The organism is Streptomyces sp. NPDC047880 (assembly GCF_040706515.1).
Taxonomy (GTDB): domain Bacteria; phylum Actinomycetota; class Actinomycetes; order Streptomycetales; family Streptomycetaceae; genus Streptomyces.
In genome coordinates this window covers 16,666-41,668 of the sequence record NZ_JBEZOK010000014.1, presented here as the reverse complement: position 1 = coordinate 41,668, position 25,003 = coordinate 16,666, and the positions used below count along the sequence as shown (strand labels likewise).

The 25,003-nt window shown below is 70.7% G+C and carries 25 protein-coding genes; 15 read left to right on the top strand and 10 right to left on the bottom strand.

Annotation, left to right across the window (positions count from 1 at the left end):
- Positions 1-57: 57 nt before the first annotated feature.
- Genes AB0937_RS21445 through AB0937_RS21435 form a run of 3 tightly spaced genes read right to left on the bottom strand, consistent with a single transcriptional unit; the run spans position 58 to position 2,139 of the window.
- Positions 58-858 (bottom strand): AIM24 family protein, encoded by an 801-nt coding sequence (locus AB0937_RS21445; RefSeq protein ID WP_366713749.1) that lies wholly within the window; start codon positions 856-858, stop codon positions 58-60.
- Entirely contained in the window at positions 855-1,505 is a 651-nt protein-coding gene (locus AB0937_RS21440; RefSeq protein WP_366713747.1) for an AIM24 family protein, read from the bottom strand. The genes AB0937_RS21445 and AB0937_RS21440 overlap by 4 nt, the downstream gene beginning before the upstream one ends.
- Position 1,506: 1 nt before the next feature.
- Complete coding sequence (locus tag AB0937_RS21435; protein WP_366713920.1) at positions 1,507-2,139, bottom strand: AIM24 family protein; 633 nt, start codon at positions 2,137-2,139, stop codon at positions 1,507-1,509.
- Between the two features lie 168 nt (positions 2,140-2,307).
- On the opposite strand from AB0937_RS21435, the gene AB0937_RS21430 reads away from it, so the two are divergent.
- The 8 genes from AB0937_RS21430 (at position 2,308) to AB0937_RS21395 (ending at position 9,327) form a co-directional block, all read left to right on the top strand.
- Positions 2,308-2,652 carry a DUF3817 domain-containing protein gene (locus tag AB0937_RS21430; protein WP_366713745.1) on the top strand — a complete coding sequence of 115 codons (345 nt, stop codon included), beginning with the start codon at positions 2,308-2,310 and terminating at the stop codon, positions 2,650-2,652.
- Entirely contained in the window at positions 2,649-2,942 is a 294-nt protein-coding gene (locus AB0937_RS21425) for an MTH1187 family thiamine-binding protein (RefSeq protein ID WP_366713743.1), read from the top strand. Before AB0937_RS21430 ends, AB0937_RS21425 begins: the two co-directional genes overlap by 4 nt.
- Before the next feature lie 178 nt (positions 2,943-3,120).
- On the top strand, positions 3,121-3,567 hold the full coding sequence (locus AB0937_RS21420; protein WP_366713741.1) for a hypothetical protein: 447 nt from the start codon (positions 3,121-3,123) through the stop codon (positions 3,565-3,567).
- Complete coding sequence (locus AB0937_RS21415) at positions 3,564-4,748, top strand: hypothetical protein (RefSeq protein WP_366713739.1); 1,185 nt, start codon at positions 3,564-3,566, stop codon at positions 4,746-4,748. The genes AB0937_RS21420 and AB0937_RS21415 overlap by 4 nt, the downstream gene beginning before the upstream one ends.
- The gene (locus tag AB0937_RS21410) at positions 4,745-6,424 is read left to right on the top strand and encodes a hypothetical protein (RefSeq protein WP_366713737.1); all 1,680 of its coding nucleotides are present in this window, start codon (positions 4,745-4,747) and stop codon (positions 6,422-6,424) included. Before AB0937_RS21415 ends, AB0937_RS21410 begins: the two co-directional genes overlap by 4 nt.
- Positions 6,425-6,456: 32 nt before the next feature.
- Positions 6,457-6,966, top strand: coding sequence for a MarR family transcriptional regulator (locus AB0937_RS21405; protein ID WP_366713736.1), 510 nt, complete (start codon positions 6,457-6,459; stop codon positions 6,964-6,966).
- Positions 6,967-7,009: 43 nt separating this feature from the next.
- Positions 7,010-7,348: a DUF3817 domain-containing protein gene (locus AB0937_RS21400; protein WP_366713734.1), complete on the top strand. Its 339-nt coding sequence runs from the start codon at positions 7,010-7,012 to the stop codon at positions 7,346-7,348.
- 278 nt (positions 7,349-7,626) lie between these two features.
- Positions 7,627-9,327: a methylmalonyl-CoA mutase family protein gene (locus AB0937_RS21395; protein ID WP_366713732.1), complete on the top strand. Its 1,701-nt coding sequence runs from the start codon at positions 7,627-7,629 to the stop codon at positions 9,325-9,327.
- Positions 9,328-9,331: 4 nt separating this feature from the next.
- Here AB0937_RS21395 and AB0937_RS21390 read toward each other — a convergent pair whose 3' ends face one another.
- Entirely contained in the window at positions 9,332-9,943 is a 612-nt protein-coding gene (locus AB0937_RS21390; protein WP_366713731.1) for a TetR/AcrR family transcriptional regulator, read from the bottom strand.
- Positions 9,944-10,178: 235 nt separating this feature from the next.
- Here AB0937_RS21390 and AB0937_RS21385 point away from each other — a divergent pair, with 235 nt between their 5' ends.
- From AB0937_RS21385 to AB0937_RS21365, 5 genes are all read left to right on the top strand, one after another.
- Positions 10,179-11,153 carry a tetratricopeptide repeat protein gene (locus AB0937_RS21385; protein WP_366713730.1) on the top strand — a complete coding sequence of 325 codons (975 nt, stop codon included), beginning with the start codon at positions 10,179-10,181 and terminating at the stop codon, positions 11,151-11,153.
- Between the two features lie 621 nt (positions 11,154-11,774).
- Positions 11,775-12,407, top strand: a complete 633-nt coding sequence (locus AB0937_RS21380) for a DUF6230 family protein (protein ID WP_234848099.1) — start codon at positions 11,775-11,777, stop codon at positions 12,405-12,407.
- A gap of 118 nt (positions 12,408-12,525) precedes the next feature.
- Entirely contained in the window at positions 12,526-13,089 is a 564-nt protein-coding gene (locus tag AB0937_RS21375; protein ID WP_366713728.1) for a DUF6114 domain-containing protein, read from the top strand.
- The gene (locus AB0937_RS21370) at positions 13,079-14,482 is read left to right on the top strand and encodes a hypothetical protein (RefSeq protein ID WP_366713726.1); all 1,404 of its coding nucleotides are present in this window, start codon (positions 13,079-13,081) and stop codon (positions 14,480-14,482) included. Before AB0937_RS21375 ends, AB0937_RS21370 begins: the two co-directional genes overlap by 11 nt.
- Before the next feature lie 125 nt (positions 14,483-14,607).
- A complete protein-coding gene (locus tag AB0937_RS21365) occupies positions 14,608-14,997 on the top strand; it encodes a hypothetical protein (protein WP_366713725.1) in 390 nt (129 codons plus the stop codon).
- A 102-nt stretch (positions 14,998-15,099) separates the two neighbouring features.
- Here the strand turns inward: AB0937_RS21365 and pyk are convergent, their stop codons facing one another.
- The 3 genes from pyk to pta all read right to left on the bottom strand — a co-directional run bounded on the left by pyk (position 15,100) and on the right by pta (position 19,914).
- Positions 15,100-16,527: a pyruvate kinase gene (gene pyk / locus AB0937_RS21360; protein ID WP_366713723.1), complete on the bottom strand. Its 1,428-nt coding sequence runs from the start codon at positions 16,525-16,527 to the stop codon at positions 15,100-15,102.
- A 73-nt stretch (positions 16,528-16,600) separates the two neighbouring features.
- Positions 16,601-17,815 (bottom strand): acetate kinase, encoded by a 1,215-nt coding sequence (locus tag AB0937_RS21355; RefSeq protein ID WP_366713721.1) that lies wholly within the window; start codon positions 17,813-17,815, stop codon positions 16,601-16,603.
- The gene (pta, locus tag AB0937_RS21350) at positions 17,812-19,914 is read right to left on the bottom strand and encodes a phosphate acetyltransferase (RefSeq protein WP_366713720.1); all 2,103 of its coding nucleotides are present in this window, start codon (positions 19,912-19,914) and stop codon (positions 17,812-17,814) included. Before pta ends, AB0937_RS21355 begins: the two co-directional genes overlap by 4 nt.
- Before the next feature lie 220 nt (positions 19,915-20,134).
- Between pta and AB0937_RS21345 the strand changes: the two genes are divergently transcribed.
- Positions 20,135-21,160 carry an ATP-dependent 6-phosphofructokinase gene (locus tag AB0937_RS21345; RefSeq protein ID WP_366713719.1) on the top strand — a complete coding sequence of 342 codons (1,026 nt, stop codon included), beginning with the start codon at positions 20,135-20,137 and terminating at the stop codon, positions 21,158-21,160.
- Here AB0937_RS21345 and AB0937_RS21340 read toward each other — a convergent pair.
- Positions 21,157-21,846, bottom strand: coding sequence for an XRE family transcriptional regulator (locus AB0937_RS21340; protein ID WP_366713919.1), 690 nt, complete (start codon positions 21,844-21,846; stop codon positions 21,157-21,159). The genes AB0937_RS21345 and AB0937_RS21340 overlap by 4 nt on opposite strands.
- A gap of 240 nt (positions 21,847-22,086) precedes the next feature.
- On the opposite strand from AB0937_RS21340, the gene AB0937_RS21335 reads away from it, so the two are divergent.
- Positions 22,087-22,545 carry a PPOX class F420-dependent oxidoreductase gene (locus tag AB0937_RS21335; RefSeq protein ID WP_366713717.1) on the top strand — a complete coding sequence of 153 codons (459 nt, stop codon included), beginning with the start codon at positions 22,087-22,089 and terminating at the stop codon, positions 22,543-22,545.
- A gap of 44 nt (positions 22,546-22,589) precedes the next feature.
- On the opposite strand, the gene AB0937_RS21330 is transcribed toward AB0937_RS21335, so the two are convergent.
- Both AB0937_RS21330 and AB0937_RS21325 read right to left on the bottom strand, forming a co-directional pair.
- Complete coding sequence (locus AB0937_RS21330) at positions 22,590-23,279, bottom strand: response regulator (protein ID WP_366713716.1); 690 nt, start codon at positions 23,277-23,279, stop codon at positions 22,590-22,592.
- Positions 23,276-24,946 (bottom strand): sensor histidine kinase, encoded by a 1,671-nt coding sequence (locus AB0937_RS21325; RefSeq protein ID WP_366713715.1) that lies wholly within the window; start codon positions 24,944-24,946, stop codon positions 23,276-23,278. Before AB0937_RS21325 ends, AB0937_RS21330 begins: the two co-directional genes overlap by 4 nt.
- Positions 24,947-25,003: the final 57 nt, after the last annotated feature.

Here is a 25,003-nt window from a genome sequence, read left to right as displayed (position 1 = left end):
CACGCCTGGCGAACAGCCCTGCGCAGACGTTCGATGTCACACTCCGCAGACTACCGCTCACAGCCCGAAGCGACGCTGGAGGTCGCCCAGCTGTCCGGGAAGGCGCGGTACGCCGGACTGCCCTGCCTGGGGGCCGTGAGCCCCGCCGCCGGGCACGCCGGCCTGATGCGGAACGGCCCCCGTGGCCTGCTCGGCCATCAGTGTCTCGGACGACTGCAGCAGTACCGTCCCCGCGCCGACGAACTCGAACTGGTGCTCCTCGCCGGAGGCCCCTCCGAGGCCCGTCAGCGCACGTAGACCGCCCATGACGCCGGTCATGTATCCGTGGTCGTAGTGGTGGCACGGGGAGGGGCAGTCGGCCCATCCGACCAGTGCCTGGGGGTCGACCCGGATCGGGGGTTCCATGAACACCACCGGTCCGTTCGACGCGGCCACGAACTTTCCGGTTCCGATGAGGGTCAGAAAACCCGGCACGATTGATTGCTTCAGTGCCAGAGTTGGCTGAAAAGCGAGGAGGTTGCCCGAGCGAATGGTCAGGTTGCCGTCCTCCAGGTCGTACGAATTGACGTCGAAGGCCCGGTCGGCGAGGAGCATCTTGCCCGAGCCCTCCGCCACCACCCAGTCGCTCGCGTGCAGTGGCGAATGGAAGGAGGTGCGGACGAGACGGTCCAGTCGGCCGTGTCCGACGCCGTTGAAGTCGATCGACCCGTAGTAGGCGATCATCTTCCCCTTCTGCAGGAACCACTGGCTCCCCTTGAGCTCCACGCAGAAGGTGTAGGCATTGACGTTGTCGTCCGGCGGCAGCGTCGCCGGGTCGAAGACGGCGGGGCCGGCGCCCGGCGTTCCGTACGTGCTCACAGCTTCTCCTCCGACGCCTGGACGTACACCGCACCGCTGCCGCTGAGCTCCAGCTGGAACGCCTCGCCCGAGCCGCGGCCCACCATGTCCCGCCAGCCCAGCGCCGTCGACAGCTTGTTGCGGACATCGCCGTGGTGGGCGACGTAGGCCTGCGGGTCCACGTGGACCGGGCGCTGCGGGCTGATCGGGATCTCGATGACGCCGCCGTGGGCCATGACCGCGACGGCCCCGTGCCCCTGCAGCGTCGTCGTGAACAGCCCCTGACCGCTGACCTGCCCGCGCACCATGCCCATGACGCCGCCCTGCGAGCCCAGGAACATCGTGCCCTGCTGGAGCGTGCCCTCGAAGGCCAGGAGGCGGTCCGCCTCGACGTAGAGCGTGTCGCCGGCGAGACGGATCACCTGGACGTGGTGCCCGCCGTGCCCGAACAGCACGGTGCCGCTGCCCTCGACGGACATCAGGGGGGTGTCCTCGTTCGCCACCCGGCGGCCGATCATCGACATGATCCCGCCCTGACCGCCCGCCATGTTGGGCGTGAAGGACACCTCGCCCTTGTACGCGAGCATCGCACCGCGCTGACTGAACAGCCGCTGCCCCGGCGCGACCGTCGCCTCGACCATCTTTCCGTTGATCTCCCGGAAGGCCATGTCACACGTCCCCCGCGATCGTGTTCCGCTCGCTCGGCTGCACGTACACCAGCCCGTCACCCTCGAACCGCATCTGGAACGCCTCGCCGCCGCCCTCCCCGAGCAGCGTGCGGAACGTCACACCGGACTGGAAGGACTGCCGCAGGTTCCCCTGGTGCGCCACGTACGCCCCCGGGTCGACGGTCAGCGGGTACTGCGCGCTCACCCGCAGCACCACCGCCGGGCCGTCCGACATGATCGCCGCCTGGCCGTGGCCCTCGACGGTCGTCGTGAACAGCCCGTTGCCCTGCGAGGCGCCGCGCAGGCCGGTGAACTCCGTGCCCGTGCGCAGGCCGCCGTCGGTCGCGAGCAGGTTGCTCGACTCGACGTAGAGCTTGTCGCCCCGGACACTGACCAGGTTGATCTCGGAGGCCCGGTCCGCGAACCAGCAGGTCCCCCGCCCCTTCACCTCCATCAACGTCATCTGCTCACCGGTCAGCCGCCGGGTCACCATCCCCCGGATCCCCTCGCCGCCGCCGCTGAGCTTCTTGAAGGCCATCTCGCCGTCGTACGCGACCATCGAGCCGTTCTTCGCCTTGACGGCGTCTCCGGTCATGTCGACGGCGAGCACCTTGCTGCTCTGAAGTCGGAACATCGCCACGACTGGAAGGTATCCGCAGGCCGGGCCCCCGGGACAGGGCCCGTGGGTGGAGAACGTCCCTGACCGCACCCCTAGGGGCCGGGTGCCGAGGCGGTTTGCCACAATGGGCGGGACGCTTGTGCGCGTGTTCACAAACTGTTTCTCTCCCACCGAAGGTGACCCGTGGACCTCAAGACCGCCACCGCCATCCGCCGCCTCCGCCTGGTCTCGGCCCCCGAGGCGATCTCCTTCCTCCTCCTGCTGGTCTGCTCGGTGCTGAAGCGGACCACGGACTTCAACGCCGTGCCGGTGATGGGCGCGGTGCACGGTGCGCTCTTCGTCCTGTACGTCATCTTCTGGGCCGACGCGTGGAACCGGGCGAAGTGGTCGCTGGGGACCGCCGCGCTGTACTTCGTCCTCTCGGTGCTGCCGGCCGGCGGGTTCTTCGCCGAGCGCCGGCTGCGCCGTGAGACCGAGGACGCGGTCATCGCCTCCCGCGCGCGCAAGGAAGGCGTGGTGGGCGCGTGATCGTCGCCTTCTCCGTGACGCCGCTCGGGGCCGGCGAGGACGTGGGGGAGTACGTCGCCGACGCCGTGCGGGTGGTGCGCGAGTCCGGGCTGCCGAACCGCACCGACGCGATGTTCACGTCCGTCGAGGGGGAGTGGGACGAGGTCATGGACGTGGTCCGGCGCGCGGTCGCCGCGGTCGAGCGACGCGCGCCCCGTGTGTCCCTCGTCCTCAAGGCGGACATCCGCCCCGGCGTGACGGACGGCCTCACGTCGAAGGTGGACACGGTGGAACGCCACCTCGCCGAATAGCGGACCCGCTGACTGTCATGAGAACCCCGGCCCCTGCGGGCCGGGGTTCTCGTCGTCCACGGTGGCCGCCGATCCGTACAAGTGCCCGAATCCTGATAATGAGCCAAAAAGCCCATCTGATCACCGTGTGAGTGCCATGGTGGGTGGGACGGGAGCCGGTCGAAATCCGGGGGTGGGCGTGGATCGGTTCGGCAGATGGCTTCTGGCGGTCACTGCGACCGCGGTCGCCTTCGCGGTGAGCACATGGCTGTGCGGAGCACTGCTCCTGCCGCGGGTGATGGACGACTCGGCCGTGCGATGGGCCGTGGCGTGCGGAGCCGGAGCGGCCATGGCCGCACTGGCGGCCATGTGGGGGTACGGCTTCGCGGGCGGCGGCCGTGCCGCCCCCGGACCGGCCCCGCAGGGCGCCGCCGACGCGCCCGGGAGCCGCTCGGTCACCGTCCGGGGCAGCAACAGTGGCGACGTCTCCACCGGCGACCGGCGCGTCCCGCACGTCCCGCACCCGCCGTCGCGCAGAGCGCGCGGGAGTGCCGCGGCCTCACCGGGGGAGCGTTCCATCACCATCGGCGGTGACAACCAGGGCACGCTCACCACCGGTGACACCCACGACGACACAGCCTCGTGACGCCCCGGTCCCTCAAGCGGCGGCCGTTCGGCAACCGGTCCGTCATCGTCGAAGGCGACAGCTCCGGCACCATCAACACCGGGGACACCACGGTCGAGATGCCCCGCATCGTGCGGGTGCCGCTGGCGGTGCTGCTCGCCGCCCTGCTGACCGTCGGCGTCGGCTGGCTCTACTTCGACTGGTTCTCACCGAAGTTCGCCCCGAACTACCGGACCCAGTTCCTGATCGACACCGCGGCGGGCGCGCATCCCGAGGGCACCGCCGAGGTCGCGAGGTCGCTGCGCAAGACGGTGGTGAACTCGGGCGACAAGGACGCCCTCGCCCTGCGCCGTTTCGGCGGCGAGTGCGGCGCCGCTGACAACACGGCCCGGCTGGTCGGCTTCGGGGACGGCAACCGGCAGGAGATCGGCCGGGCGGCGGCGCGCGTGCGACCGGGCGGGCGGCCGACGCTGGTGCGCGGGATCGTCCAGGCGGTCGAGGACTTCTCCGAGCCGTTCGACCGCAAGGCCCGCCAGGTCAACAGGATCATCGTCGTGACCCGGCACGGCGTGGACGCGTGCGAGGACGACATCGCCTTCGTCGAGAGGGAGATCCGCGAACGCGTCGGGGCGGCAGGTCTGTCCCTTCAGTTCCGGGTGGTCGGCTTCCAGGTCCCCGACGAGCAGCGACGGGACCTCGACCGGATGGCTACGGCAGCCAAGGCGCCCCCGCCCGTCTACGCCGAGAACGCGACGGATCTCGACCGGACCCTCGACTGGTTCTCCAACGCGGAACCGGTGCTCGCCTCGGCCCAGAGGATCGTCGACACCCTCAACACCACGGTCGACCAGGTGAACACGGCCATCCGGGCGGTGAAGGAGGGACGTCTCGACACCGCGGACAGCACCTTGAGCCGGGCCCGGACCGCGGTGAACGGCACCCGCCCGGAGTTCGACGACCTCGCAGACCGCGCCGGGAACGACGACGCCCGGAACGTGAACGAGGCGGCCGGCCGGCTGCGCCGGAAGCAGAAGCAGGTGGTGGACGAGGCCTCCCGGGTCCTGGAGGCCGCCGAGGCCGGCTCGCCGCTCGATGCGCGGATGAAGGCGTTCGAGCGTGCCGCCGCGCACTACAACGACGAGGCGAAGAGCATGAACAAGCTGCTCACCGCCCTGCGCGGGAAGCTGACCGGGACCTCATGACCGTCGACTCCACCCCGAGGCGCAGGCGATGGGCCCGCCGCGTGCTGGTCGTCTCCGTCGTCGTCGCGCTGGTGGCCGGCGTCGGGGCCTTCTTCGTCCTGCGAGCCGTCCCCGACTACCGCACGGCGTTCGTCGTCGACACCTCGCTGGTCGGACACGGCAAGCAGTTCCCCGCGGTCAGGGCCGCTGTCGCCTCCGCCGCGCAGAACTCCGCCGACGGGGACTCCCTGTCCCTGCGCCGGTTCGGCGGCGCGTGCGGGGACGGACGGAACACGGAGTCGGTGGTCGGCCCGGGCACGGGGCACGCCCAGCGGATCAGCACGTCGGCGCACGCGCTGTCACCGTCGGGGAAACCCACGCTGGAGAGCGGCCTCCTCGCCGGGATCGACGACTTCTCGGGGTACTACCCGTTCCGGGGGAGCAAGCGGAACCGGGTCGTCGTGGTGACCTCGCACGGCGTCGACGCCTGCACGGCCGACCAGGCCGCGGTCAGGGCGGCGGTGCGCAGGAAGGCCGCCGACAGCGGTGTACGGGTGGACGTCCGGTTCGTCGGCTACAAGGTCCCGCACAAGGAACGGCGGCCGCTCGCCCGGCTGGCCGAGGTCACCGGTGCCGCCGAGCCGCGCTTCACGGACACCCCGGCGGATCTCGCCGAGACCCTGAGACGCCTGACCGTTCCCGGTTCTCCGGAGGTCAGGCACATCGACGTCCCGGCCACGCCGGCCACGTCGCGACCCCCGCGCCCGGCCCGGCTCGCCCTCTCCGCGTCGACCCTGAAGCCCGGAGGAACCTGCACGGCGACGGCAAGCGGCTTCCAGCCCGGCGAGCCCGTCACCTTCACCTGGACGGGCCCGTCCGGAGGCAGCGCGGGCACGTTCACCGCGGGACGGACGGGGAAGGCCTCGGCGAGGATCCAGGGGATCGGCAAGCCGGGTCGGTACACCGTCCGTGCCCGAGGGGAGCGGTCCGACCGGAAGGCGTCGGCGCGGCTGCGGGTCACGCCGGCAGACAGGACCCGGCCTCGCCCCGCACCGAAACTGGTCCTCAACCCGACCACCGTCCGTGTAGGCCAGCCCACCACGGCCACCGCCTCGGGGTTCAAGCCGGGGGAGACCGTCGACATCTGGATGGGCCCGTGGGGGCACAGCGGCAGTTACGCCCACCCGAAGGCGAACGCCGCGGGGGTCGCCATCGGTCGCCTCGGCGAGGAATGGAGGGTGCCGGAGCCCGGGAGCACCCAAGGCGTCGCCGCCGTGGGCACGGAGTCCCGCCGTCAGGCCCACGCCGAGCTTCGGTACGAGAAGGAGAAGCCGACCGGCCCGGTGACCGCACAGGCCAGCCCCGACCCGGTCGCTCCCGGCGGAACCGTCACCGTCACGGGCAGCGGGTTCGCCCCACGTCGTACTGTGCAGTACAGCTCCGACCTGTTCCCCGCCAACGCGACCAGCGCGTCCGAAACAGGTTCCATCAGTTTCACCGCGACGGTCCCGGCGGACGCCGCAGCGGGCGACTACGTCGTTCACATCGCGCAGACCGCCTCCGGAAGCGAGCTCACGGTCCCCGTCAGGGTGAAGTCGGCCGCCCCCACTCCCACCCCGACGTCTCCGCCACCACCCGCCCCCACGGCGACCTCGCCTGCCCGGGCCCCACGCGCCCGAAGGGCGAGACGGGGCTGACCAGCATGTGACCGGCCGGTAAGGTCGGGTTCGTGCCGAAGCCGCTCAGTCTCTCCTTCGATCCGATCGCGCGCGCCGACGAACGCTGGAAGCAGCGCTGGGGGAACGTGCCGTCCATGGCCGCGATCACCTCGATCATGCGCGCCCAGCAGATCCTCCTCGCCGAGGTCGACGCGGTGGTCAGGCCGTACGGGCTGACGTTCGCGCGCTACGAGGCGCTGGTGCTGCTCACCTTCTCCAAATCCGGCGAGCTGCCCATGTCCAAGATCGGTGAGCGGCTCATGGTGCACCCCACGTCCGTGACGAACACCGTGGACCGGCTGGTGAAGGCGGGTCTGGTCGCCAAGCGGCCCAACCCGAACGACGGCCGCGGCACCCTCGCCAGCATCACCGACAAGGGCCGCGAGGTCGTCGAGTCGGCCACCCGCGACCTGATGGCGATGGACTTCGGACTCGGGGTCTACGACGCGGAGGAGTGCGCGGAGATCTTCGCGATGCTGCGGCCGCTGCGGGTCTCGGCGGGCGACTTCGAAGAGGAGTGACCCGGGGCAAGATCTCCCGGAACGGGTCGTTACGCTCGACGGCATGAAGAAGAGCGTGCTGACCCGCTACCGGGTCATGGCCTACGTCACCGGTGTGCTGCTCGTCGCGCTGACCCTCGGCATGATCGGCAAGTACGTCCTGGATCTGGGCGGCGCGGCTGACTTCACCCAGGTGGTCAGCATCGCGCACGGCTGGTTGTACGTCGTGTACCTGATTTTCGCCTTCGACCTCGGTTCCAAGGCGAAGTGGCCGGTCAAGAAGCAGCTGTGGGTGCTGCTGGCCGGCACGATCCCCACGGCCGCGTTCTTCGTGGAGCGCAGGATCAGCCACGAGCTGCAGGGCAAGCTCGCGGAGGACGCGCCCGCGCCCGTCAAGGCCTAGTGCCGCGGCAGGCAACGTTCGCCCCGTCGCGACGCCCGGCACGCCCTCTCGCCGCACCGGCCGAAAGCCCGAGTACGTCCAGTACGAGGGCTTCCGGCCGGCACGCCGAGAGCACGCACCGGACGCCGCTCCTTCACGGGCAAACGGTGCCTGCCGCGGCACTAGCAGGCATCTCGCGGCCACCGCGCGCCGGTGCGCGGCGGCCGCCTTCACCCGTTCGCCAGGTCACTCCCGTCAGCCATCGACATTTACTAGGACGTCCAAGTAAATTCGAAGGCATGGACGCTGACGCCATCGAGGAGGGCCGCCGCCGCTGGCAGGCCCGGTACGACGCCGCACGCAAGCGCGAGGCCGACTTCACCACGCTCTCCGGCGACCCCGTGGAGCCGGTGTACGGGCCGCGGCCCGGGGACACCTACGAGGGGTTCGACCGGATCGGCTGGCCGGGGGAGTACCCCTTCACCCGGGGCCTGTACGCGACCGGCTACCGAGGGCGGACGTGGACCATCCGGCAGTTCGCCGGGTTCGGCAACGCCGAGCAGACCAACGAGCGCTACAAGATGATCCTCCGCAACGGCGGAGGCGGGCTCTCGGTCGCCTTCGACATGCCGACCCTCATGGGACGCGACTCCGACGACCCGCGCTCGCTGGGCGAGGTCGGGCACTGCGGTGTCGCCATCGACTCGGCGGCCGACATGGAGGTCCTGTTCAAGGACATCCCGCTCGGTGACGTCACGACGTCGATGACCATCAGCGGCCCGGCCGTCCCCGTCTTCTGCATGTACCTGGTCGCCGCCGAACGGCAGGGCGTCGACCCGTCCGTCCTCAACGGCACGCTCCAGACGGACATCTTCAAGGAGTACATCGCCCAGAAGGAGTGGCTCTTCCAGCCCGAGCCGCACCTGCGGCTCATCGGTGACCTCATGGAGCACTGCGCGGCCGGCATCCCCGCCTACAAGCCGCTGTCCGTCTCCGGCTACCACATCCGCGAGGCCGGGGCGACGGCCGCGCAGGAGCTGGCGTACACGCTGGCGGACGGCTTCGGGTACGTGGAGCTGGGCCTGTCGCGCGGGCTGGACGTGGACGTCTTCGCCCCCGGTCTGTCCTTCTTCTTCGACGCGCACGTCGACTTCTTCGAGGAGATCGCCAAGTTCCGCGCGGCCCGCCGGATCTGGGCCCGCTGGATGCGCGACGTCTACGGGGCGAAGTCGGAGAAGGCCCAGTGGCTCCGCTTCCACACGCAGACCGCGGGCGTCTCCCTCACCGCGCAGCAGCCGTACAACAACGTCGTACGGACGGCCGTGGAGGCGCTGGCGGCCGTGCTCGGCGGGACGAACTCGCTGCACACCAACGCGCTCGACGAGACCCTCGCCCTGCCCAGCGAGCAGGCCGCCGAGATCGCGCTGCGCACGCAGCAGGTGCTGATGGAGGAGACCGGCGTCGCCAACGTGGCCGACCCGCTGGGCGGTTCCTGGTACATCGAGCAGCTCACCGACCGCATCGAGGCGGACGCGGAGAAGATCTTCGAGCAGATCAAGGAGCGCGGTCTGCGGGCGCACCCCGACGGGAAGCACCCCATCGGCCCGATCACCTCCGGGATCCTGCGCGGCATCGAGGACGGCTGGTTCACCGGGGAGATCGCCGAGTCGGCGTTCCGCTACCAGCAGGCGCTGGAGAAGGGTGACAAGCGGGTCGTCGGCGTGAACTGCCACGACGGGTCGGTCACCGGGGACCTGGAGATCCTGCGGGTCAGCCACGAGGTCGAGCGCGAGCAGGTCCGGGTGCTGGGCGGGCGCAAGGCGGCCCGTGACGACGCCGCGGTGCGCACCGCACTCGACGCCATGCTGGCCGCAGCCCGCAGCGGCGCCAACATGATCGAGCCGATGCTGGACGCCGTCCGCGCGGAGGCGACGCTCGGGGAGATCTGCGGGGTGCTCCGCGACGAGTGGGGCGTGTACACGGAGCCGGCCGGCTTCTGAGGGGCTACGACCCCAGCCCCTGCAACAACACCCTGGTGAAGCTGCGGACCCACTCCTCGTCGGCCGGTTCCGCGCTCACCAGGGTGCGGTGCACCACCGCACCCGCCACCATGTCGAAGATCAGGTCCACCGTGCGGGCGGCCGACTCGGGGTCCTCCTCCGCCGGGAGCTCGCCCCGCACCTGGGCCCGGGCACGGCCCTCCAGGACCAGCCGCTTCTGCCGGTCGACCACGGACGCGCGGATGCGTTCGCGCAGGGCCTCGTCACGGGTGGCCTCCGCCACGACCGCCATCAGGCCGCTCCTCGCCTCCGGCAGGGCCAGGATCGTGGCGAACTGCAGCACCACGCCCTCGATGTCGGCGGCCAGCGAGCCGCAGTCGGGGAGCTCCAGCGCGTCGAACAGCTCGGCCACGGCGTCGACGACCAGTTCGTTCTTGCCCGCCCACCGGCGGTAGAGCGTCGTCTTCGCGACCCCGGCACGGGTCGCCACGTCTCCCAGGGTGAGCTTGGACCAGCCCAGCTCCACCAGCGCCTCACGTGTCGCGGCCAGGATCGCGGCGTCCGCCTCGGCGCTGCGCGGGCGCCCGGAACGGCCGGCTGGGCTGCGACTGTGCATGCCCCGACCATAAACCGGCGGTTCCCGCGTGGCCCCGTGAGGGAGATCACCGGGGGGCGGTGTCCCGGAGCCTGCGTGTGGCATTACGCTACGACTCGTAGCGAAAGCCCGTGAGGGACGTACACGGGCCTCGACACACCCGGCGTGGGGTGGGGACCCGGCGCCAAGGGCACGGACCGGCCCTGCTTTCACACCGTTTTTCACACGCGCGCACCGTACGGGGGAGGATAGGCGCATGCAGCCACGGAACATGTCCATGAGCGGAGTCGTCGACCTCGCCGCGGTGAAGGCGGCCCAGGAGGCCAAGGCGAAGGCGGAGCAGGCGCGCGCACAAGCAGCCCGGGAGGGCGGGGCGGGGGCGATCTCCCCGGCCGACCTCGTCATCGATGTCGACGAGGCGGGGTTCGAGAGGGACGTCCTGCAGCGTTCCGCCGAGGTGCCCGTCGTCATCGACTTCTGGGCCGAGTGGTGTGAGCCCTGCAAGCAGCTCAGCCCGGTCCTGGAGCGGCTGGCCGTCGAGTACAACGGCCGTTTCCTGCTCGCCAAGATCGACGTCGACGCCAACCAGATGCTGATGCAGCAGTTCGGCATCCAGGGAATCCCCGCGGTGTTCGCGGTCGTCGCGGGGCAGGCGCTGCCGCTCTTCCAGGGGGCGGCCGGCGAGGCCCAGATCCGGCAGACCCTCGACCAGCTGGTGCAGGTCGGCGAGCAGCGCTTCGGTCTGACCGGCCTCACCGTCGACCCCGAGGCCGAGCCGGGCGGTGCCCAGGCGGCTCCGGAGCGGCCGGCCGGCCCCCACGACGGTCTCCTCGAGGCCGCCGTGCAGGCGCTGGACTCGGGCGATCTGTCCGGTGCCGTCCAGGCGTACAAGAACGTGCTGAACGAGGACCCGGGCAACGAAGAGGCCAAGCTGGGCCTCGCGCAGGCCGAGTTGCTCCAGCGGGTGCAGGGCGTCGACCCGCAGCAGGTGCGCCGGGACGCGGCCGACAAGCCGGCCGACGTGCAGGCGCAGATCGCCGCGGCCGACCTGGATCTGGTGGGCGGCCACGTCGAGGACGCGTTCGGCCGGCTCATCGAGACCGTGCAGCGCACGGTGGGTGACGACCGGGACACCGTACGCGTGCGGCTGGTGGAGCTGTTCGAGGTCGTCGGTCCCGACGACCCCCGCGTGATCGCGGCCCGCAGGGCCCTGGCGCGCGCCCTGTTCTGACCAGTCGTTAAACGCGCGGGCATGTGGTGCCCGCGTGAAAAGTTTGCCGACAACAGGTCACTGCGGCCGCGCTTTACCAAAACTTGGTAATCGCGGCCGCTGTTACTACGAGTAAGTCATCGCCGTTGATCTGTCGGATTCTGTCCATCGATCAACAGCTTTGTACCGCCGTCCGGCGCCACCCTGAGTCGCCGACCGAGACCGACGGGTCGGTGTTCGGTTATCCGGCCGTTACTAGCGAGTAACGAACCCCCTTGTGCGGGCGGCGAGAATGCACCACGATCGGCCACGCTCGGTCCAATCCCGTACCCCGGCAGCCGGTTGGGTCGCGGGACGTCCTGGGTCCCCACCGAGCAGAGCCGGCGGCAGTGGCGCCGGCTCTTGGACAGGGGGGTCTTCGCCCTTCCGGCGAAGCCTGTCCAGCAGGGTTGTGCGTGATGCGTGTCAGGCGCGACCAGTGGTTGTCGCTCGGGGGTGATCGCCGGTGATTCGGGCGCAGTTGCGCCGCCGAGTGCAGGCGCTCTCCTTCCCGAGGACGTAGCACTTCTCCCATCCCTGCCCGGCTGAGCCGCCAATCGGGGCGAGCCAGGACAGGAGATGTACGTCCGAGAAGGAGGAAATATGGAGTCCCAGGTGCGTGGCGGGACCAGATGGAAGCGGTTCGCTGTGGTCATGGTGCCCAGCGTCGCCGCCACGGCTGCGATAGGTGTCGCCCTCGCGCAGGGCGCTCTCGCCGCGTCGTTCAGCGTCTCCGGCCAGTCGTTCAAGGTCACGACCGACCAGCTCGTCGGTGAGGGCTTCTCGCAGTACGGCGCCCTCGACGAGGGGTACACGCTCGACGGCAAGAAGTCGGTGCACCCGGTCGCGGTCTCGTCGTTCAAGTCGGCGACGATCAAGAACCTGTGCCAGTCGGTCGTCACCCCGAACATTCCGGTGCTCGGGAACGTCAGCCTCATCCTGCGTGCGGGTCAGGGTGCGAAGCCGGTGGAGGCCCAGAACCTCTACATCGACGTCGCCGACCTCAGCGCCGATGCGACGTTCGAGAACATCGACATCGGTGTGGCCGCCAAGGACGCCAGCAAGGGTCCGGCCATGCGGAAGGGCGAGACGACCAACCCGTACGGCTTCGCCCAGCAGGCGGACAGGGCGACCCTGACCGACGTGAAGCAGACGGCGTGGGCGACCACCGCCGGAACCTTCAAGCTCAGCGGCCTGAAGATGTCGCTGTCGACGGGTGTCAAGGAGTGCTACTAAGCACCCGATGACGGGCGGGGGAGCCGGTGGCGCCCCCGCCCGTCCACCTTCCGGCCGCGCCTTCACGCGCGGTCCACATCACCACCACAGCAACGCTGTACCAGGGAGCTGTTTTTCCATGAGCGCCGAGACTCCTGCCGCCACCGGCCAGTTCACCGTCCGGAGGCAGCAGTTCCGCGCCTGGCGGGGTGAGCGGCCGTTCTGGGCCGGGCTGTTCGTCCTGCTCAGTGGACTGCCCATCGCCTACTTCCCGTACGCCAACCTCCAGATCGGTCACCTGACGCTGGCGATGGCGACCACCGCGGGTGCCGGGTCCCTGATCATCGGCGTGCTGCTCGTCGTACTGGGCGTCAGCCTCTGGTTCCAGAAGCACGTCCGCGTCTTCGCGGGAGTCGCGGCGATCCTGCTGGCGCTGGTGTCCATCCCCGTGTCCAACCTCGGCGGCTTCCTCATCGGCTTCCTCCTGGCCCTCGTGGGCGGGGCGATGGCCGTGGCGTGGGCGCCGGGCGCACCGCCCGCGGGACAGCCCACCGCCATGGCCAGCACGGGCGTCGACGGGGCTCCCGAGGCCACGGACCACGACACCGCGGCGCTGCGGCCCGTGGACGAGGTGGGCGAGCCGAACGATCTGTCAGGAACGAACCCGGCCAACGGGGCGAACGGGAGGCACAGTGCCGGCTGACGAGGTGACCCACGGGGCAGGTGTGGAGGCGTCCCGTGTGAGAACCGGGCCGCGCCACGCGGCACCCAAGAAGCCGCTGTTCACCAGGTTCAACAGGCCGGCCGGCAAGGCGATAGCCATGGCGGCGATGCCGACGGCGGTGCTCATGGGCATGGGCTTCACGTCGACGCTCGCCATAGCCGACAGCGACACCCCGGTGGCGCCGACCTCCAAGAGCCTGACGGCCGACGAGTACAAGGACTGTGTGGCGGCCCTCGAGGACGCCGACAAGGACGGCAAGGCCGGCAAGGACGGCAAGGACTCCGAGGACGACTCCGCCTCGCCCACGCCGTCCCCCTCGGCGAGCGACGGTGCGGCGGGCGAGAAGGACGACCAGGGCGGCACCGCCCCGAAGCCGTCCCCCTCGGGTGGCGCGGACGCGGACAACAGCGGTTCCTCTTCGTCGGATTCAGGTTCCGACGACGAGGCCGAGCCGAAGCCGGCCCCGTCCACCAGTGCCCCCGCCACGGGCGGTGACGACGCGGCGGCCACTCCGTCCCCCTCCCCGTCCCAGAGCGGCGGCAACATCCTGGAGGACATCGGCGACGCGATCGGCGGCATCTTCGACGGCGCGAAGGACGGCGAAACGGACGGGGCGAGCCCCGGCCCGGCCCCGTCGGCCTCGGCGTCGGAGAGCACCGAGAAGCCGGCCGAGGACGCCTCCGGTGCCGAGCAGGACACGGCCGAGAAGGCCGCCGGCACGGTCGAGGACACCGTCGAGGACACCACCGGCAAGGTGTCCGACACGGTGAAGGACACCGGGAAGACGGTCGAGGACACCACCAAGGCCGTCGAGAAGGCGGCCGAGGACGCCAAGGAGAAGGCGCAGGAGGCCACCGCCTCCCCCAGCCCCTCCCCGAGCGCCACCACGGACGCCGACGACTGCCCGGCCGCCACCGACGCCGAGGGCGGTGTCGACAACAAGGTGCCGCTGCCCGACGACCCGTGGTTCCTCAACGCCAGCTCGCTGACGCTGAAGGGCGCCGACTACAAGGGCGTCGTCGAGGTGCGCACCGCCAACGGCACCGTCAAGAAGGTGCTCAAGTACGTCATATCCGGCGGCACGGACATCGGCGACCTGCACCAGACCGTCAAGGACAAGCAGTCCGGCAAGACCTACCACGTGCAGGCGGCCAAGGGCTCGACGTCCACGATCCGCGACGGCGACACGGTGATGTACACGGAGAGCATCTCCGGCAACCTGCTGGGGCTCATCCCGATCACGTTCGACCCGGAGCACCCGCCGCCGCTGAACATCCCGCTGATCTACTTCACCAACGTGAAGGTCCAGCAGGCCGGCCAGTTCGGCGGGACCCTCCACGTGCCGGGGCTGCACAACTTCGTCACCGACTGAGCGCCCCCTCCAGCCCGTTCGGGAGCCGCACACGCCGAGGGCGCCCCCTGGATCCCAGGGGGGCGCCCTCGGTGGCGTGCAGGGGCCCTCACGGCCCTCGTATGTGCACGGGGAAAGAGGAGAGGTTGAGAACCCAGCTGAAACTTACCCGCGACGGCGACGCGTTCATCGTGCGGCTCGCGCCCCGTCAGGTGGCGGCGATGTACGAGGCGCTGAGCTGTCTGAGGGAGCGGGACTACGGCGACACGGAGCTGACCCTGCTGGTCGGCTCGGGCCGGGAGGCCGTCGACGCGCTCGTGGAACGCCTGGCCGGACGGCACACGGAGTCACGCGACTTCCGCCTCACCACGGAGGAACTCCACATGGTGCACAGCGCGCTGACCGCCGTACCCGCCCTGTTCGTCGAGCGCGGCGGCCTCTTCGCGGAGGAGCCGTTCAACATCCGTCTGGGCTTCTACCGGGAGAACTTCTACGCCCTGGCCCAAGCCGTCCTTCAGGCGGTTACCGAGGCATGACACCCGACGCAAGCCACTGAGCGCATCAGGACGAGGGCGCCACCTGGTGATTTCAGGGGGCGCCCTCGGTGGCGTGTACGGGCCTTCACGGCCCTTGGCGGATCAGCCCTTGGCCTCGCCCAGGTGGTGGACCCGCACCATGTTGGTGGTGCCGGGCACGCCGGGGGGCGAGCCGGCGGTGATGACCACGATGTCGCCCGCGTTGAAGCGGTTCAGCTTGACCAGCTCCTGCTCCACCAGGTCGACCATCTCGTCGGTGCTGTTCACGAACGGCACCACGTACGGCTCGACGCCCCAGCTGAGCGCCATCTGGTTGCGGGTGCCCTCGTCGGTGGTGAAGGCGATGATCGGCTGCTGCGCGCGGTAGCGGGACAGGCGGCGGGCCGTGTCGCCGGACTGGGTGAAGGCCACCAGGCCCCGGCCGCCGAGGAAGTCGGCGATCTCGCAGGCGGCCCGGGCCACCGAACCGCCCTGTGTGCGCGGCTTCTTGCCCGGGACGAGCGGCTGCAGGCCCTTGGAGAGCAGTTCCTGCTCGGCCGCGGTGACGATCTTCGACATCGTCTTGACCGTCTCGATCGGGTACGCGCCCACGCTCGACTCGGCGGACAGCATGACCGCGTCGGCGCCGTCCAGGATCGCGTTGGCCACGTCGGAGGCCTCGGCGCGGGTCGGACGGGAGTTGGTGATCATCGACTCCATCATCTGGGTCGCCACGATCACCGGCTTGGCGTTGCGGCGGCACAGTTCGATGAGCCGCTTCTGCACCATCGGGACCTTCTCGAGCGGGTACTCGACGGCCAGGTCACCACGGGCGACCATCACGCCGTCGAACGCCATCACGACGTCCTCCATGTTCTGCACCGCCTGCGGCTTCTCCACCTTGGCGATGACGGGGACCCGGCGGCCCTCCTCGTCCATGACGCGGTGCACGTCGTGGACGTCCTTGGCGTCGCGGACGAAGGACAGCGCGACCAGGTCACAGCCCATGCGGAGGGCGAAGCGGAGATCCTCGATGTCCTTCTCGGACAGGGCAGGCACGTTGACGGCCGCGCCGGGCAGGTTGATGCCCTTGTGGTCGGAGATGACACCGCCCTCGATGACGATCGTCTTCACCCGGTGCCCGTGGACCTCGGTGACCTTCAGTTCGACGTTGCCGTCGTTGATGAGGATCTGGTCGCCGTGGGAGACGTCGCCCGGCAGGCCCTTGTAGGTCGTTCCGCAGATCGTCTTGTCGCCCGGGACGTCCTCGGTGGTGATGGTGAACTCGTCACCGCGGACCAGCTCCACCGGCCCCTCGGCGAAGGTCTCCAGACGGATCTTCGGGCCCTGGAGGTCGGCGAGGACACCGATGGCCCGGCCGGTCTCCTTGGCGGCGGCACGGACCCGGTCGTACCGGCCCTGGTGCTCGGCGTGCGAGCCGTGGCTGAAGTTGAAGCGGGCCACGTTCATGCCGGCTTCGATCAACGCGACAAGCTGCTCGTGGGAGTCGACCGCGGGGCCGAGAGTACAGACGATTTTCGAACGGCGCATGGGGCGATCCTATCGGTTTGTTTCGCAAGGGAATATTCCGTCTGGCGGAAAATACAAAAGGGCGGGATGCCGCTCAGGTGTGATTCCCCGAACCAATTACCAGCGCGTAGGTCTGTGTCGCGATCTCCAATTCCTCGTCAGTAGGTACCACCGCCACCGCGACCCGGGCGCCGTCGGGCGAGATCAGCCGGGCCTCGTCGGCGCGCACGGCGTTGCGCTCGCCGTCCACGGCCAGGCCCAGCTCCTCCAGACCCGCCAGGGCGGCCGCCCGCACGGGGGCCGCGTTCTCGCCCACACCGGCGGTGAAGGCGACCGCGTCCACCCGCCCGAGGACGGCGTAATAGGCACCGATGTACTTCTTCAGGCGGTGAATGTAGATGTCGAACGCCAGCTCCGCCTGCTCGTCGCCCTCGTCGACGCGACGGCGGATCTCCCGCATGTCGTTGTCGCCGCACAGACCGATCAGACCGCTCTTCTTGTTGAGAAGAGTGTCGATCTCGTCGGCGGACATTCCACCAACACGCATCAAATGGAAGATGACGGCCGGGTCCATGTCTCCGGAGCGCGTACCCATCACGAGCCCCTCCAAAGGTGTCAGCCCCATGGAGGTGTCCACGCAACGGCCGCCCCGCACGGCCGAGGCGGACGCCCCGTTGCCCAGGTGCAGCACGATCACGTTCGTCTCGGACGGGTCCTTGCCCAGCAGCTCGGCGGTGGCCCGGGAGACGTAGGCGTGCGAGGTGCCGTGGAAGCCGTAGCGGCGGATGCGGTGCTCGTCGGCGGTCCTGACGTCGATGGCGTAGCGGGCGGCCGACTCCGGCATCGTCGTGTGGAACGCGGTGTCGAAGACGGCGACCTGCGGCAGGTCGGGCCGCAGCGCCTGTGCCGTACGGATCCCGGTGAGGTTGGCCGGGTTGTGCAGCGGCGCCACGGGGATGAGCCGCTCGATCTCGGCGAGCACGGCGTCGTCGATGGCGGTCGGCTCCGTGAAGTACTTGCCGCCGTGCACCACCCGGTGCCCGATCGCGGCCAGTTCGGGCGAGTCCAGGCCCAGGCCGTCCTTGGCGAGCTCCTCGGCGACGGCCTTCAGGGCGGCGTCGTGGTCGGCGATCGCACCGCCGCGCTCCCGGCTCTCGCCGCCGGCCGGGGTGTGCTTCAGACGGGAGGTCTGCTCGCCGATGCGCTCCACCAGGCCCACCGCCAGCCGGCTGCTGTCGCGCATGTCGAGCAGCTGGTACTTCACGGAGGAGGAACCGGAGTTGAGGACGAGGACGCGGGTGGGGCTCACTGGGTGGTTGCCTTCTCGCTCGGGGACGGGGCGGGGGACTGGGCCTGGATCGCCGTGATGGCGACGGTGTTGACGATGTCCTGGACGAGGGCGCCCCGGGACAGGTCGTTGACCGGCTTGCGCAGACCCTGCAGCACCGGGCCGACGGCGATCGCGCCGGCCGAGCGCTGCACGGCCTTGTAGGTGTTGTTGCCGGTGTTCAGGTCGGGGAAGATCAGCACGCTCGCCTGCCCGGCGACCTCGGAACCGGGCAGCTTGGTCGCCGCGACCGACGGCTCCACGGCGGCGTCGTACTGGATCGGGCCCTCGATCTTCAGGTCGGGGCGGCGGGAGCGGACCAGCTCGGTGGCCTCGCGGACCTTGTCGACGTCGGCGCCGGAGCCGGAGGTGCCGGTGGAGTACGACAGCATCGCGATGCGCGGCTCCACCCCGAACTGCTCGGCCGTGGTCGCCGACTGGATGGCGATGTCGGCGAGCTGCTCGGCGTTCGGGTCCGGGTTGACCGCGCAGTCGCCGTAGACGAGGACCTTGTCGGCCAGGCACATGAAGAACACCGACGAGACGATGTCCGCGTCCGGCTTGGTCTTGATGATCTCGAAGGCCGGGCGGATGGTCGCGGCCGTGGAGTGCACCGAGCCCGACACCATGCCGTCGGCGAGGCCCTCCTGGACCATGAGCGTGCCGAAGTAGTTCACGTCGGAGACGACGTCGTAGGCCAGCTCCACGGTGACGCCCCGGTGGGCGCGCAGGGCCGCGTACTGCTCGGCGAAGGTGTCCCGCAGCTCGGAGGCCGCCGGGTCGATCAGCTGGGATTCGCCGAGGTCGATGCCGAGGTCGGCGGCCTTCTTGCGGATCTGGTCGACTGGGCCGAGCAGCGTGAGCTCGCACACGCCGCGGCGCAGGAGCACCTCGGCGGCGTGCAGCACCCGTTCCTCGGTGCCCTCGGGCAGCACCACCCGGCGCAGGTCGGAGCGGGCCTGCTCCAGCAGCTTGTGCTCGAACATCATCGGCGTGACGCGGTCGCTGCTCGGCGCGGAGACCCGGCGGGCGAGGTCGGCGGTGTCGGCGTACCGCTCGAACAGGCCGAGGGCGCGCTCCGCCTTGCGCGGGGTGGCCGCGTTCAGCTTGCCCTCCAGGGAGAACAGCTGCTCCGCGGTGGGGAAGCTGGTGCCGGCCACCGACAGCACGGGCGTGCCGGGGGCGAGGCGGTCGGCGAGGGTGAGGATGTCGGTGCCGGGCACCTCGTCCAGGGTGAGCAGCACGCCCGCTATCGGCGGGGTGCCGGCGCTGTGCGCGGCGAGCGCGCCGACGACCAGGTCGGCCCGGTCGCCCGGGGTGACGACCAGGCAGCCCGGGGTCAGGGCACCCAGGAAGTTCGGCAGCATCGCACCGCCGAAGACGAAGCCGAGCACGTCCCGCGCGAGCCCGGAGTCGTCGCCGAGCACCACCTTGGCGCCGAGGGTGTGGCCGATCTGCGAGACGGTCGGCGCGGACAGCGCGGGCTCGTCGGGCAGGACGTAACAGGGCACGGGAAGCCGGGAGCCGAGCTGGCCGGCGATCTCGTCACGGTCCTCGCGGGCCACCCGGTTGGCGACCATGGCCAGCACGTCGCAGCCCAGGGTGTCGTAGGCGCGGTAGGCGTTGCGCGTCTCGGCGAGCACGGACTCGACGGTCTGCTTGCGGCCGCCGACGACGGGGATGACGGACGCGCCGAACTCGTTCGCCAGCCGGGCGTTGAGCGACAGCTCGTCGGGGAGCTGGGTTCCGGCGTAGTCGGTGCCGAGGACCAGCACGACGTCGTAGTCCCGGGCGACCAGGTGGAAGCGGTCGACGAGGGTGGACACCAGCTCGTCCGTGCCGGCCTCGGCCTGGAGGGCGGACGCCTCGTGGTAGTCCATGCCGTAGACGGTCGAGGGGGCCTGGGTGAGCCGGTAGCGGGCGCGCAGCAGCTCGAAGAGGCGGTCGGGCCCGTCGTGGACCAGAGGGCGGAACACACCGACCCGGTCGACCTGCCGGGTGAGGAGCTCCATGACCCCCAGTTCGACGACCTGGCGTCCGTCGCCGCGGTCGATGCCGGTCACGTACACGCTGCGGGTCACGCGCGCTCTCCGTTCGTCTCGGATGGGGGTAGGCCTCTCGCCCCACTGCTATCCAGCCGGGGACACAAAAATCGCCCACCGAGGTGAGCAGAACCCTCTTGACAATACCTCTGCCGCTAGATAAGGCGCCCGTCAGGCCGGGGTGCCACAGCGGGTCGTGGAGCGTGAAACAATCGGCAGTGGCTCACCGGTGTCAACAGCGAGCAGGAGACACAGCACGATGCGTATCGGAGTTCTCACCGCAGGCGGCGACTGCCCCGGCCTGAACGCCGTGATCCGGTCGGTCGTGCACCGGGCGGTCGACAACTACGGCGACGAGGTCATCGGCTTCGAGGACGGGTACGCCGGTCTGCTGGACGGCCGCTACCGCAGTCTCGACCTGGAGTCCGTCAGCGGCATCCTGGCCCGCGGCGGCACGATCCTCGGGTCGTCCCGGCTGGAGCGGGACCGCCTCCGCGAGGCCTGCGAGAACGCCTCCGACATGATCCACGAGTTCGGCATCGACGCGCTGATCCCGATCGGCGGCGAGGGCACGCTGACGGCCGCGCGCATGCTGAGCGACGCGGGCCTGCCCGTCGTGGGCGTCCCGAAGACGATCGACAACGACATCTCCTCCACGGACCGCACCTTCGGTTTCGACACCGCGGTGGGCGTCGCCACCGAGGCGATGGACCGGCTGAAGACCACCGCCGAGTCCCACCAGCGGGTGATGGTCGTGGAGGTCATGGGCCGGCACGCGGGCTGGATCGCCCTGGAGTCCGGCATGGCGGCCGGTGCGCACGGCATCTGTCTGCCGGAGCGGCCGTTCGACCCGGCCGACCTCGTGAAGATGGTCGAGGAGCGCTTCTCCCGCGGCAAGAAGTTCGCGGTGGTCTGCGTCGCCGAGGGCGCCCATCCCGCCGAGGGCTCCATGGACTACAACAAGGGCGCCATAGACAAGTTCGGCCACGAGCGCTTCCAGGGCATCGGCACCGCCCTCGCCCACGAGCTGGAGCGTCGGCTCGGCAAGGAGGCCAAGCCGGTCATCCTCGGCCACGTCCAGCGCGGTGGTGTGCCGACCGCCTACGACCGGGTGCTCGCCACGCGGTTCGGCTGGCACGCGGTGGAGGCGGCGCACCAGGAGCAGTTCGGCATGATGACCGCCCTGCGCGGGACCGACATCGTGATGGTCCCGCTCGCCGAGGCCGTGACCGAGCTGAAGACGGTGCCGAAGGACCGCATGGACGAGGCCGAGTCGGTCTTCTAACGGGCCTCCGGGCCGGTGTCGTCCTGGAGCTTCGTCCAGAAGTGCTCCACGATCCGGTCCAGGAACTCCTGGCCGGCGCCGCCCGCGTCACCCCTGCCGCCGCCCCAGCTGAGGGTTGCGGCCATGTGGCCCTGGTAGTCCTCGTGCAGACCCTGAAGGGCCGCCTCCAGGAACCGGCGGTCCAGGGGCACGAGCTTGGCCACCTGGCGGACATGGGCCTGCCAGCGGGTCGTGGCCGCACTGCGCAGCAGGGCGCCCAGCTTGGCGTCACGGCCGGTGACGGACACGAAGTCGGGCAGTGTCAGCCCGAGCAGATCGGCGAGGGCGCCGGCCTGGCGTTCCGTGCCGCGCCAGGTGTCGGTCTCCTCCATCCGCAGGTACGCGTGAACGTCGTGCCCGACCGCCCGGGCCACGTCCTCCGGGGCGAGGCAGCGGGCGATGCGGTGTTCGCGCAGGGTGCGCGGTCTGCCGATCAGTTCGGCCGGCGAGCACCACAGCACGCCCGCGAGCGCGGTGAGTTCGGAGCCGGTCGGGGCGGCGGCCCCGCGTTCCCAGGCCATCACGTGGTCCGGGGTGATGTGGGGATGCCCGTACGAGATGCGCATGCCGTGGGCGACGTGTTCGGGTGCCATGCCGAGGGCCGCGCGCAGCCGGCGGGCGGCGGGGGCGTTGAACGGCGGGGCCATGGGGGTGGCCTGCGCGGAGGGAGGAGGAGACGGCAGGTTCGGTCGGGCTGAAGGTCGGCGCACGGCTCACAAGTTAGGACGGCCGGAACACGCTGACTACGGTCTGTTCGGCCAGGAGCACGGATTGTAGGAATCTACGGCTACCGGTGGGTTCGACCGGGGCTGAAGATCGTCTGTCGGCCGGGGCGCCGGCCGGGCGAGGATGGCGCCGGGTTCGGTGATCACGGGCCCGGAAAGGCAGTGACTCACGTGAACGGCAAGCTCAACGGGCATATTCGCGAGCGTCTTCGCGCGCCGAACTTCTGGCACCTCGCGACGGTGGGGGCGGACGGGGCGCCACAGGTGTCGCCCATGTGGGCGGACATCGAAGGGGAGTACGTCATGGTCAACACCTCCATCGGGCGGGTGAAGGAGGAGAATCTGCGGCGCAATCCGTACGTTTCGCTGTCCCACCACGACCCCGTGAACCCGTACGACCGCGCGGAGATCCGGGGCAGGGTCGTCCGCTTCGTGGAGGGCGAGGACGCGGAACGGGCGATGGACCGGCTGGCACGCAAGTACCTCGGCGAGGACCGGTACCCGTGGCTGCTGCCGGGCGAGCGCCGGGTGATGCTGCTGATCGAGCCGACGCGGGTGCGGAGGCTGGAGGGCGTCGAGCCGTTCCGGGCGGGCGTCCTCCCGGAGGAGCCGGCCGGCTGAGCCGTCTCAGGGCAGTGGATCACGACGTCCCGGCCGACGGGCCGTCACTGTCCCGGGACCCAGCGGTACTGCAGCTCCGGCCGGCCCACCGTGCCGTACTGCGGGCGGCGTGCGGCGCGGCCCGCGTCGACCAGGTGCTCCAGGTAACGGCGGGCCGTGATGCGGGAGATGCCCACCGTCTCCGCGACGCCGGCGGCCGTCAGGCCCTCCGCGCTGTCGCGCAGCGTCACCGTCACCCGCTCCAGCGTCGGCGCGCTCAGCCCCTTGGGCAGTGCGGCCGGGCCCGGTGCGCGCAGGGCCGCGAGCGCCCGGTCCACCTCGTCCTGGCCGCTCGCCTCACCGACCGCCGCGTGGAACTCGGCGTAGCGCACGAGGCGGTCGCGCAGGGTCGCGAAGGTGAACGGCTTCAGGACGTACTGCACGACGCCGAGCGAGACGCCCTCGCGCACGACGGCCAGGTCGCGGGCCGACGTCACCGCTATCACGTCCGCGTGGTGGCCGGCCGCCCTGAGGGACCGGGCCAGGTGCAGTCCGTGCACGTCCGGCAGGTGCAGATCGAGCAGGAGGAGGTCCACCGGGGTGCGCTCCAGGATCCGGCGGGCCTCCGCGCCCGAGTGTGCCTTGCCCACGGCCGCGAAGCCGGGCACCCGGCCGACGTACAGGACGTGCGCGTCGGCGGCGACCGGGTCGTCCTCCACGACCAGGACCCGGATGGCCTTCTCGCTGCTCGTCATGCGTCGCCTCCAGCGCCTCTGGCCGCCGAGGCCCCTGAGGGCACGCTCCCGGCCGCCGTCCCCGGCTCCCGCAGCGGCAGCCGTACCTCGAACTCCGCCCCGCCCCCGTCGGCCTCCGCGACCGTCAGGGAGCCTCCGTGCCGCTGAGCCGCCTGCCGGACGAGCGCCAGCCCGAGCCCACGGCCGCCCGGCCCCGCCGGCTTCGTCGAGAAGCCGCGCTGGAAGACCGCCTCGGCGTGCTCGGGGTCCACGCCCGGGCCGGTGTCCGAGACCCGCAGCACCAGTTCCGGGACGTCATCGCGGTCGCGGGTGTAGGCCGCGACCGTCACCCGGGCCCGGGTGCTGCCCTGCGCCGCGTCCACGGCGTTGTCGATGAGGTTGCCGAGGATGGTCACCAGGTCCCGCGCCGGCAGGGTCTCGGGCAGCAGGCCGTCGTCCAGGCTGCTCTCCTCCGACACCATCAGCTCCACGCCCCGCTCGTTCGCCTGGGCCGTCTTGCCGAGCAGCAGTGCCGCCAGCACCGGTTCGCTCACCGCCGCCACGACCTGGTCGGTCAGTGCCTGCGCCAGCTCCAGCTCGGCCGTCGCGAACTCCACCGCTTCCTCCGCCCGGCCCAGCTCGATCAGTGAGACCACGGTGTGCAGCCGGTTCGCCGCCTCGTGCGCCTGTGAGCGCAGCGCCTGTGTGAAGCCCCGCTCGGAGTCCAACTCGCCCATCAGCGACTGGAGTTCGGTGACATCGCGCAAGGTGACGACGGTACCGCGCCGCTCGCCGCCCGACACCGGCGAGGTGTTGACGACCAGCACCCGGGACGCCGTCAGGTGCACCTCGTCCACGCGCGGCTCCGAGGCGAGCAGGGCACCGGTCAGCGGGGCCGGAAGCCCCAGTTCGGCCACCGACCTGCCCACCACGTCCCCGGCCACGCCGAGCAACTCCCGGCCTCCGTCGTTGATCAGCGCCACACGGTACTGCCCGTCCAGCATCAGCAGCCCCTCCCGCACGGCGTGCAGGGCCGCCTGATGGTAGTCGTGCATCCGGCTGAGCTCGGTCGCGTTCATGCCGTGGGTGTGGCGGCGCAGCCGGGCGTTGATGACGTACGTGCCGACCGCGCCCAGCACCAGCGCGCCGGCCGCCACGCCGAGCAGGGCCGTCAGCTGGTCCTGGACCCGCTGGGTGATCTGCTCGACCCGGATCCCCGCGCTGACCAGGCCGACCACCCTGCTGCCGTCCCGGATCGGGGTGACCGCGCGGACCGACGGGCCGAGCGTGCCCGTGTACGTCTCGGTGAAGGTCTCGCCCTTCAGGGCCCGCTCGGTGTGCCCCCGGAAGGTCTGGCCGATCTGCTTCGGGTCGGGGTGGGTCCAGCGGATGCCCCGCGGATCCATGATCGTGATGAAGTCGACCTCGGTGTCCCGCATCACCTTCAGCGCGTACGGCTGGAGCTCGGCGGTCGGGTCGGGGGTGCGGGTCGCCGCCAGCACCGACGGGGAATCGGCCACCGAGCGTGCCACCGCCCTGGCCTGGCGCGTCGCCGCCTCCTCGGCCTGGCTGCGGTCGCTGACGTAGGAGAACAGCGCGTATCCGGCCACGACGACCGCTATCAGCACGGCCTGCATGGCGAAGAGCTGGCCCGCCAGACTGCGGGGGCCGGGGACGGTGAAGCGCATGCCGTCAGTCTGCACCGTGGCTGATTGTGAACTAAATGAACGGAAGGGTGACCGCGC

Coding starts and splice junctions, on each gene's coding strand:
- AB0937_RS21440 (WP_366713747.1), bottom strand. CDS start 1,505: ATGGCCTTCCGGGAGATCAACGGAAAGATGGTCGAGGCGACGGTCGCG.
- AB0937_RS21435 (WP_366713920.1), bottom strand. CDS start 2,139: ATGTTCCGACTTCAGAGCAGCAAGGTGCTCGCCGTCGACATGACCGGA.
- AB0937_RS21410 (WP_366713737.1), top strand. CDS start 4,745: ATGACCGTCGACTCCACCCCGAGGCGCAGGCGATGGGCCCGCCGCGTG.
- AB0937_RS21400 (WP_366713734.1), top strand. CDS start 7,010: ATGAAGAAGAGCGTGCTGACCCGCTACCGGGTCATGGCCTACGTCACC.
- AB0937_RS21395 (WP_366713732.1), top strand. CDS start 7,627: ATGGACGCTGACGCCATCGAGGAGGGCCGCCGCCGCTGGCAGGCCCGG.
- AB0937_RS21390 (WP_366713731.1), bottom strand. CDS start 9,943: ATGCACAGTCGCAGCCCAGCCGGCCGTTCCGGGCGCCCGCGCAGCGCC.
- AB0937_RS21385 (WP_366713730.1), top strand. CDS start 10,179: ATGCAGCCACGGAACATGTCCATGAGCGGAGTCGTCGACCTCGCCGCG.
- AB0937_RS21380 (WP_234848099.1), top strand. CDS start 11,775: ATGGAGTCCCAGGTGCGTGGCGGGACCAGATGGAAGCGGTTCGCTGTG.
- AB0937_RS21375 (WP_366713728.1), top strand. CDS start 12,526: ATGAGCGCCGAGACTCCTGCCGCCACCGGCCAGTTCACCGTCCGGAGG.
- pyk (WP_366713723.1), bottom strand. CDS start 16,527: ATGCGCCGTTCGAAAATCGTCTGTACTCTCGGCCCCGCGGTCGACTCC.
- AB0937_RS21345 (WP_366713719.1), top strand. CDS start 20,135: ATGCGTATCGGAGTTCTCACCGCAGGCGGCGACTGCCCCGGCCTGAAC.
- AB0937_RS21340 (WP_366713919.1), bottom strand. CDS start 21,846: ATGGCCCCGCCGTTCAACGCCCCCGCCGCCCGCCGGCTGCGCGCGGCC.
- AB0937_RS21330 (WP_366713716.1), bottom strand. CDS start 23,279: ATGACGAGCAGCGAGAAGGCCATCCGGGTCCTGGTCGTGGAGGACGAC.
- AB0937_RS21325 (WP_366713715.1), bottom strand. CDS start 24,946: ATGCGCTTCACCGTCCCCGGCCCCCGCAGTCTGGCGGGCCAGCTCTTC.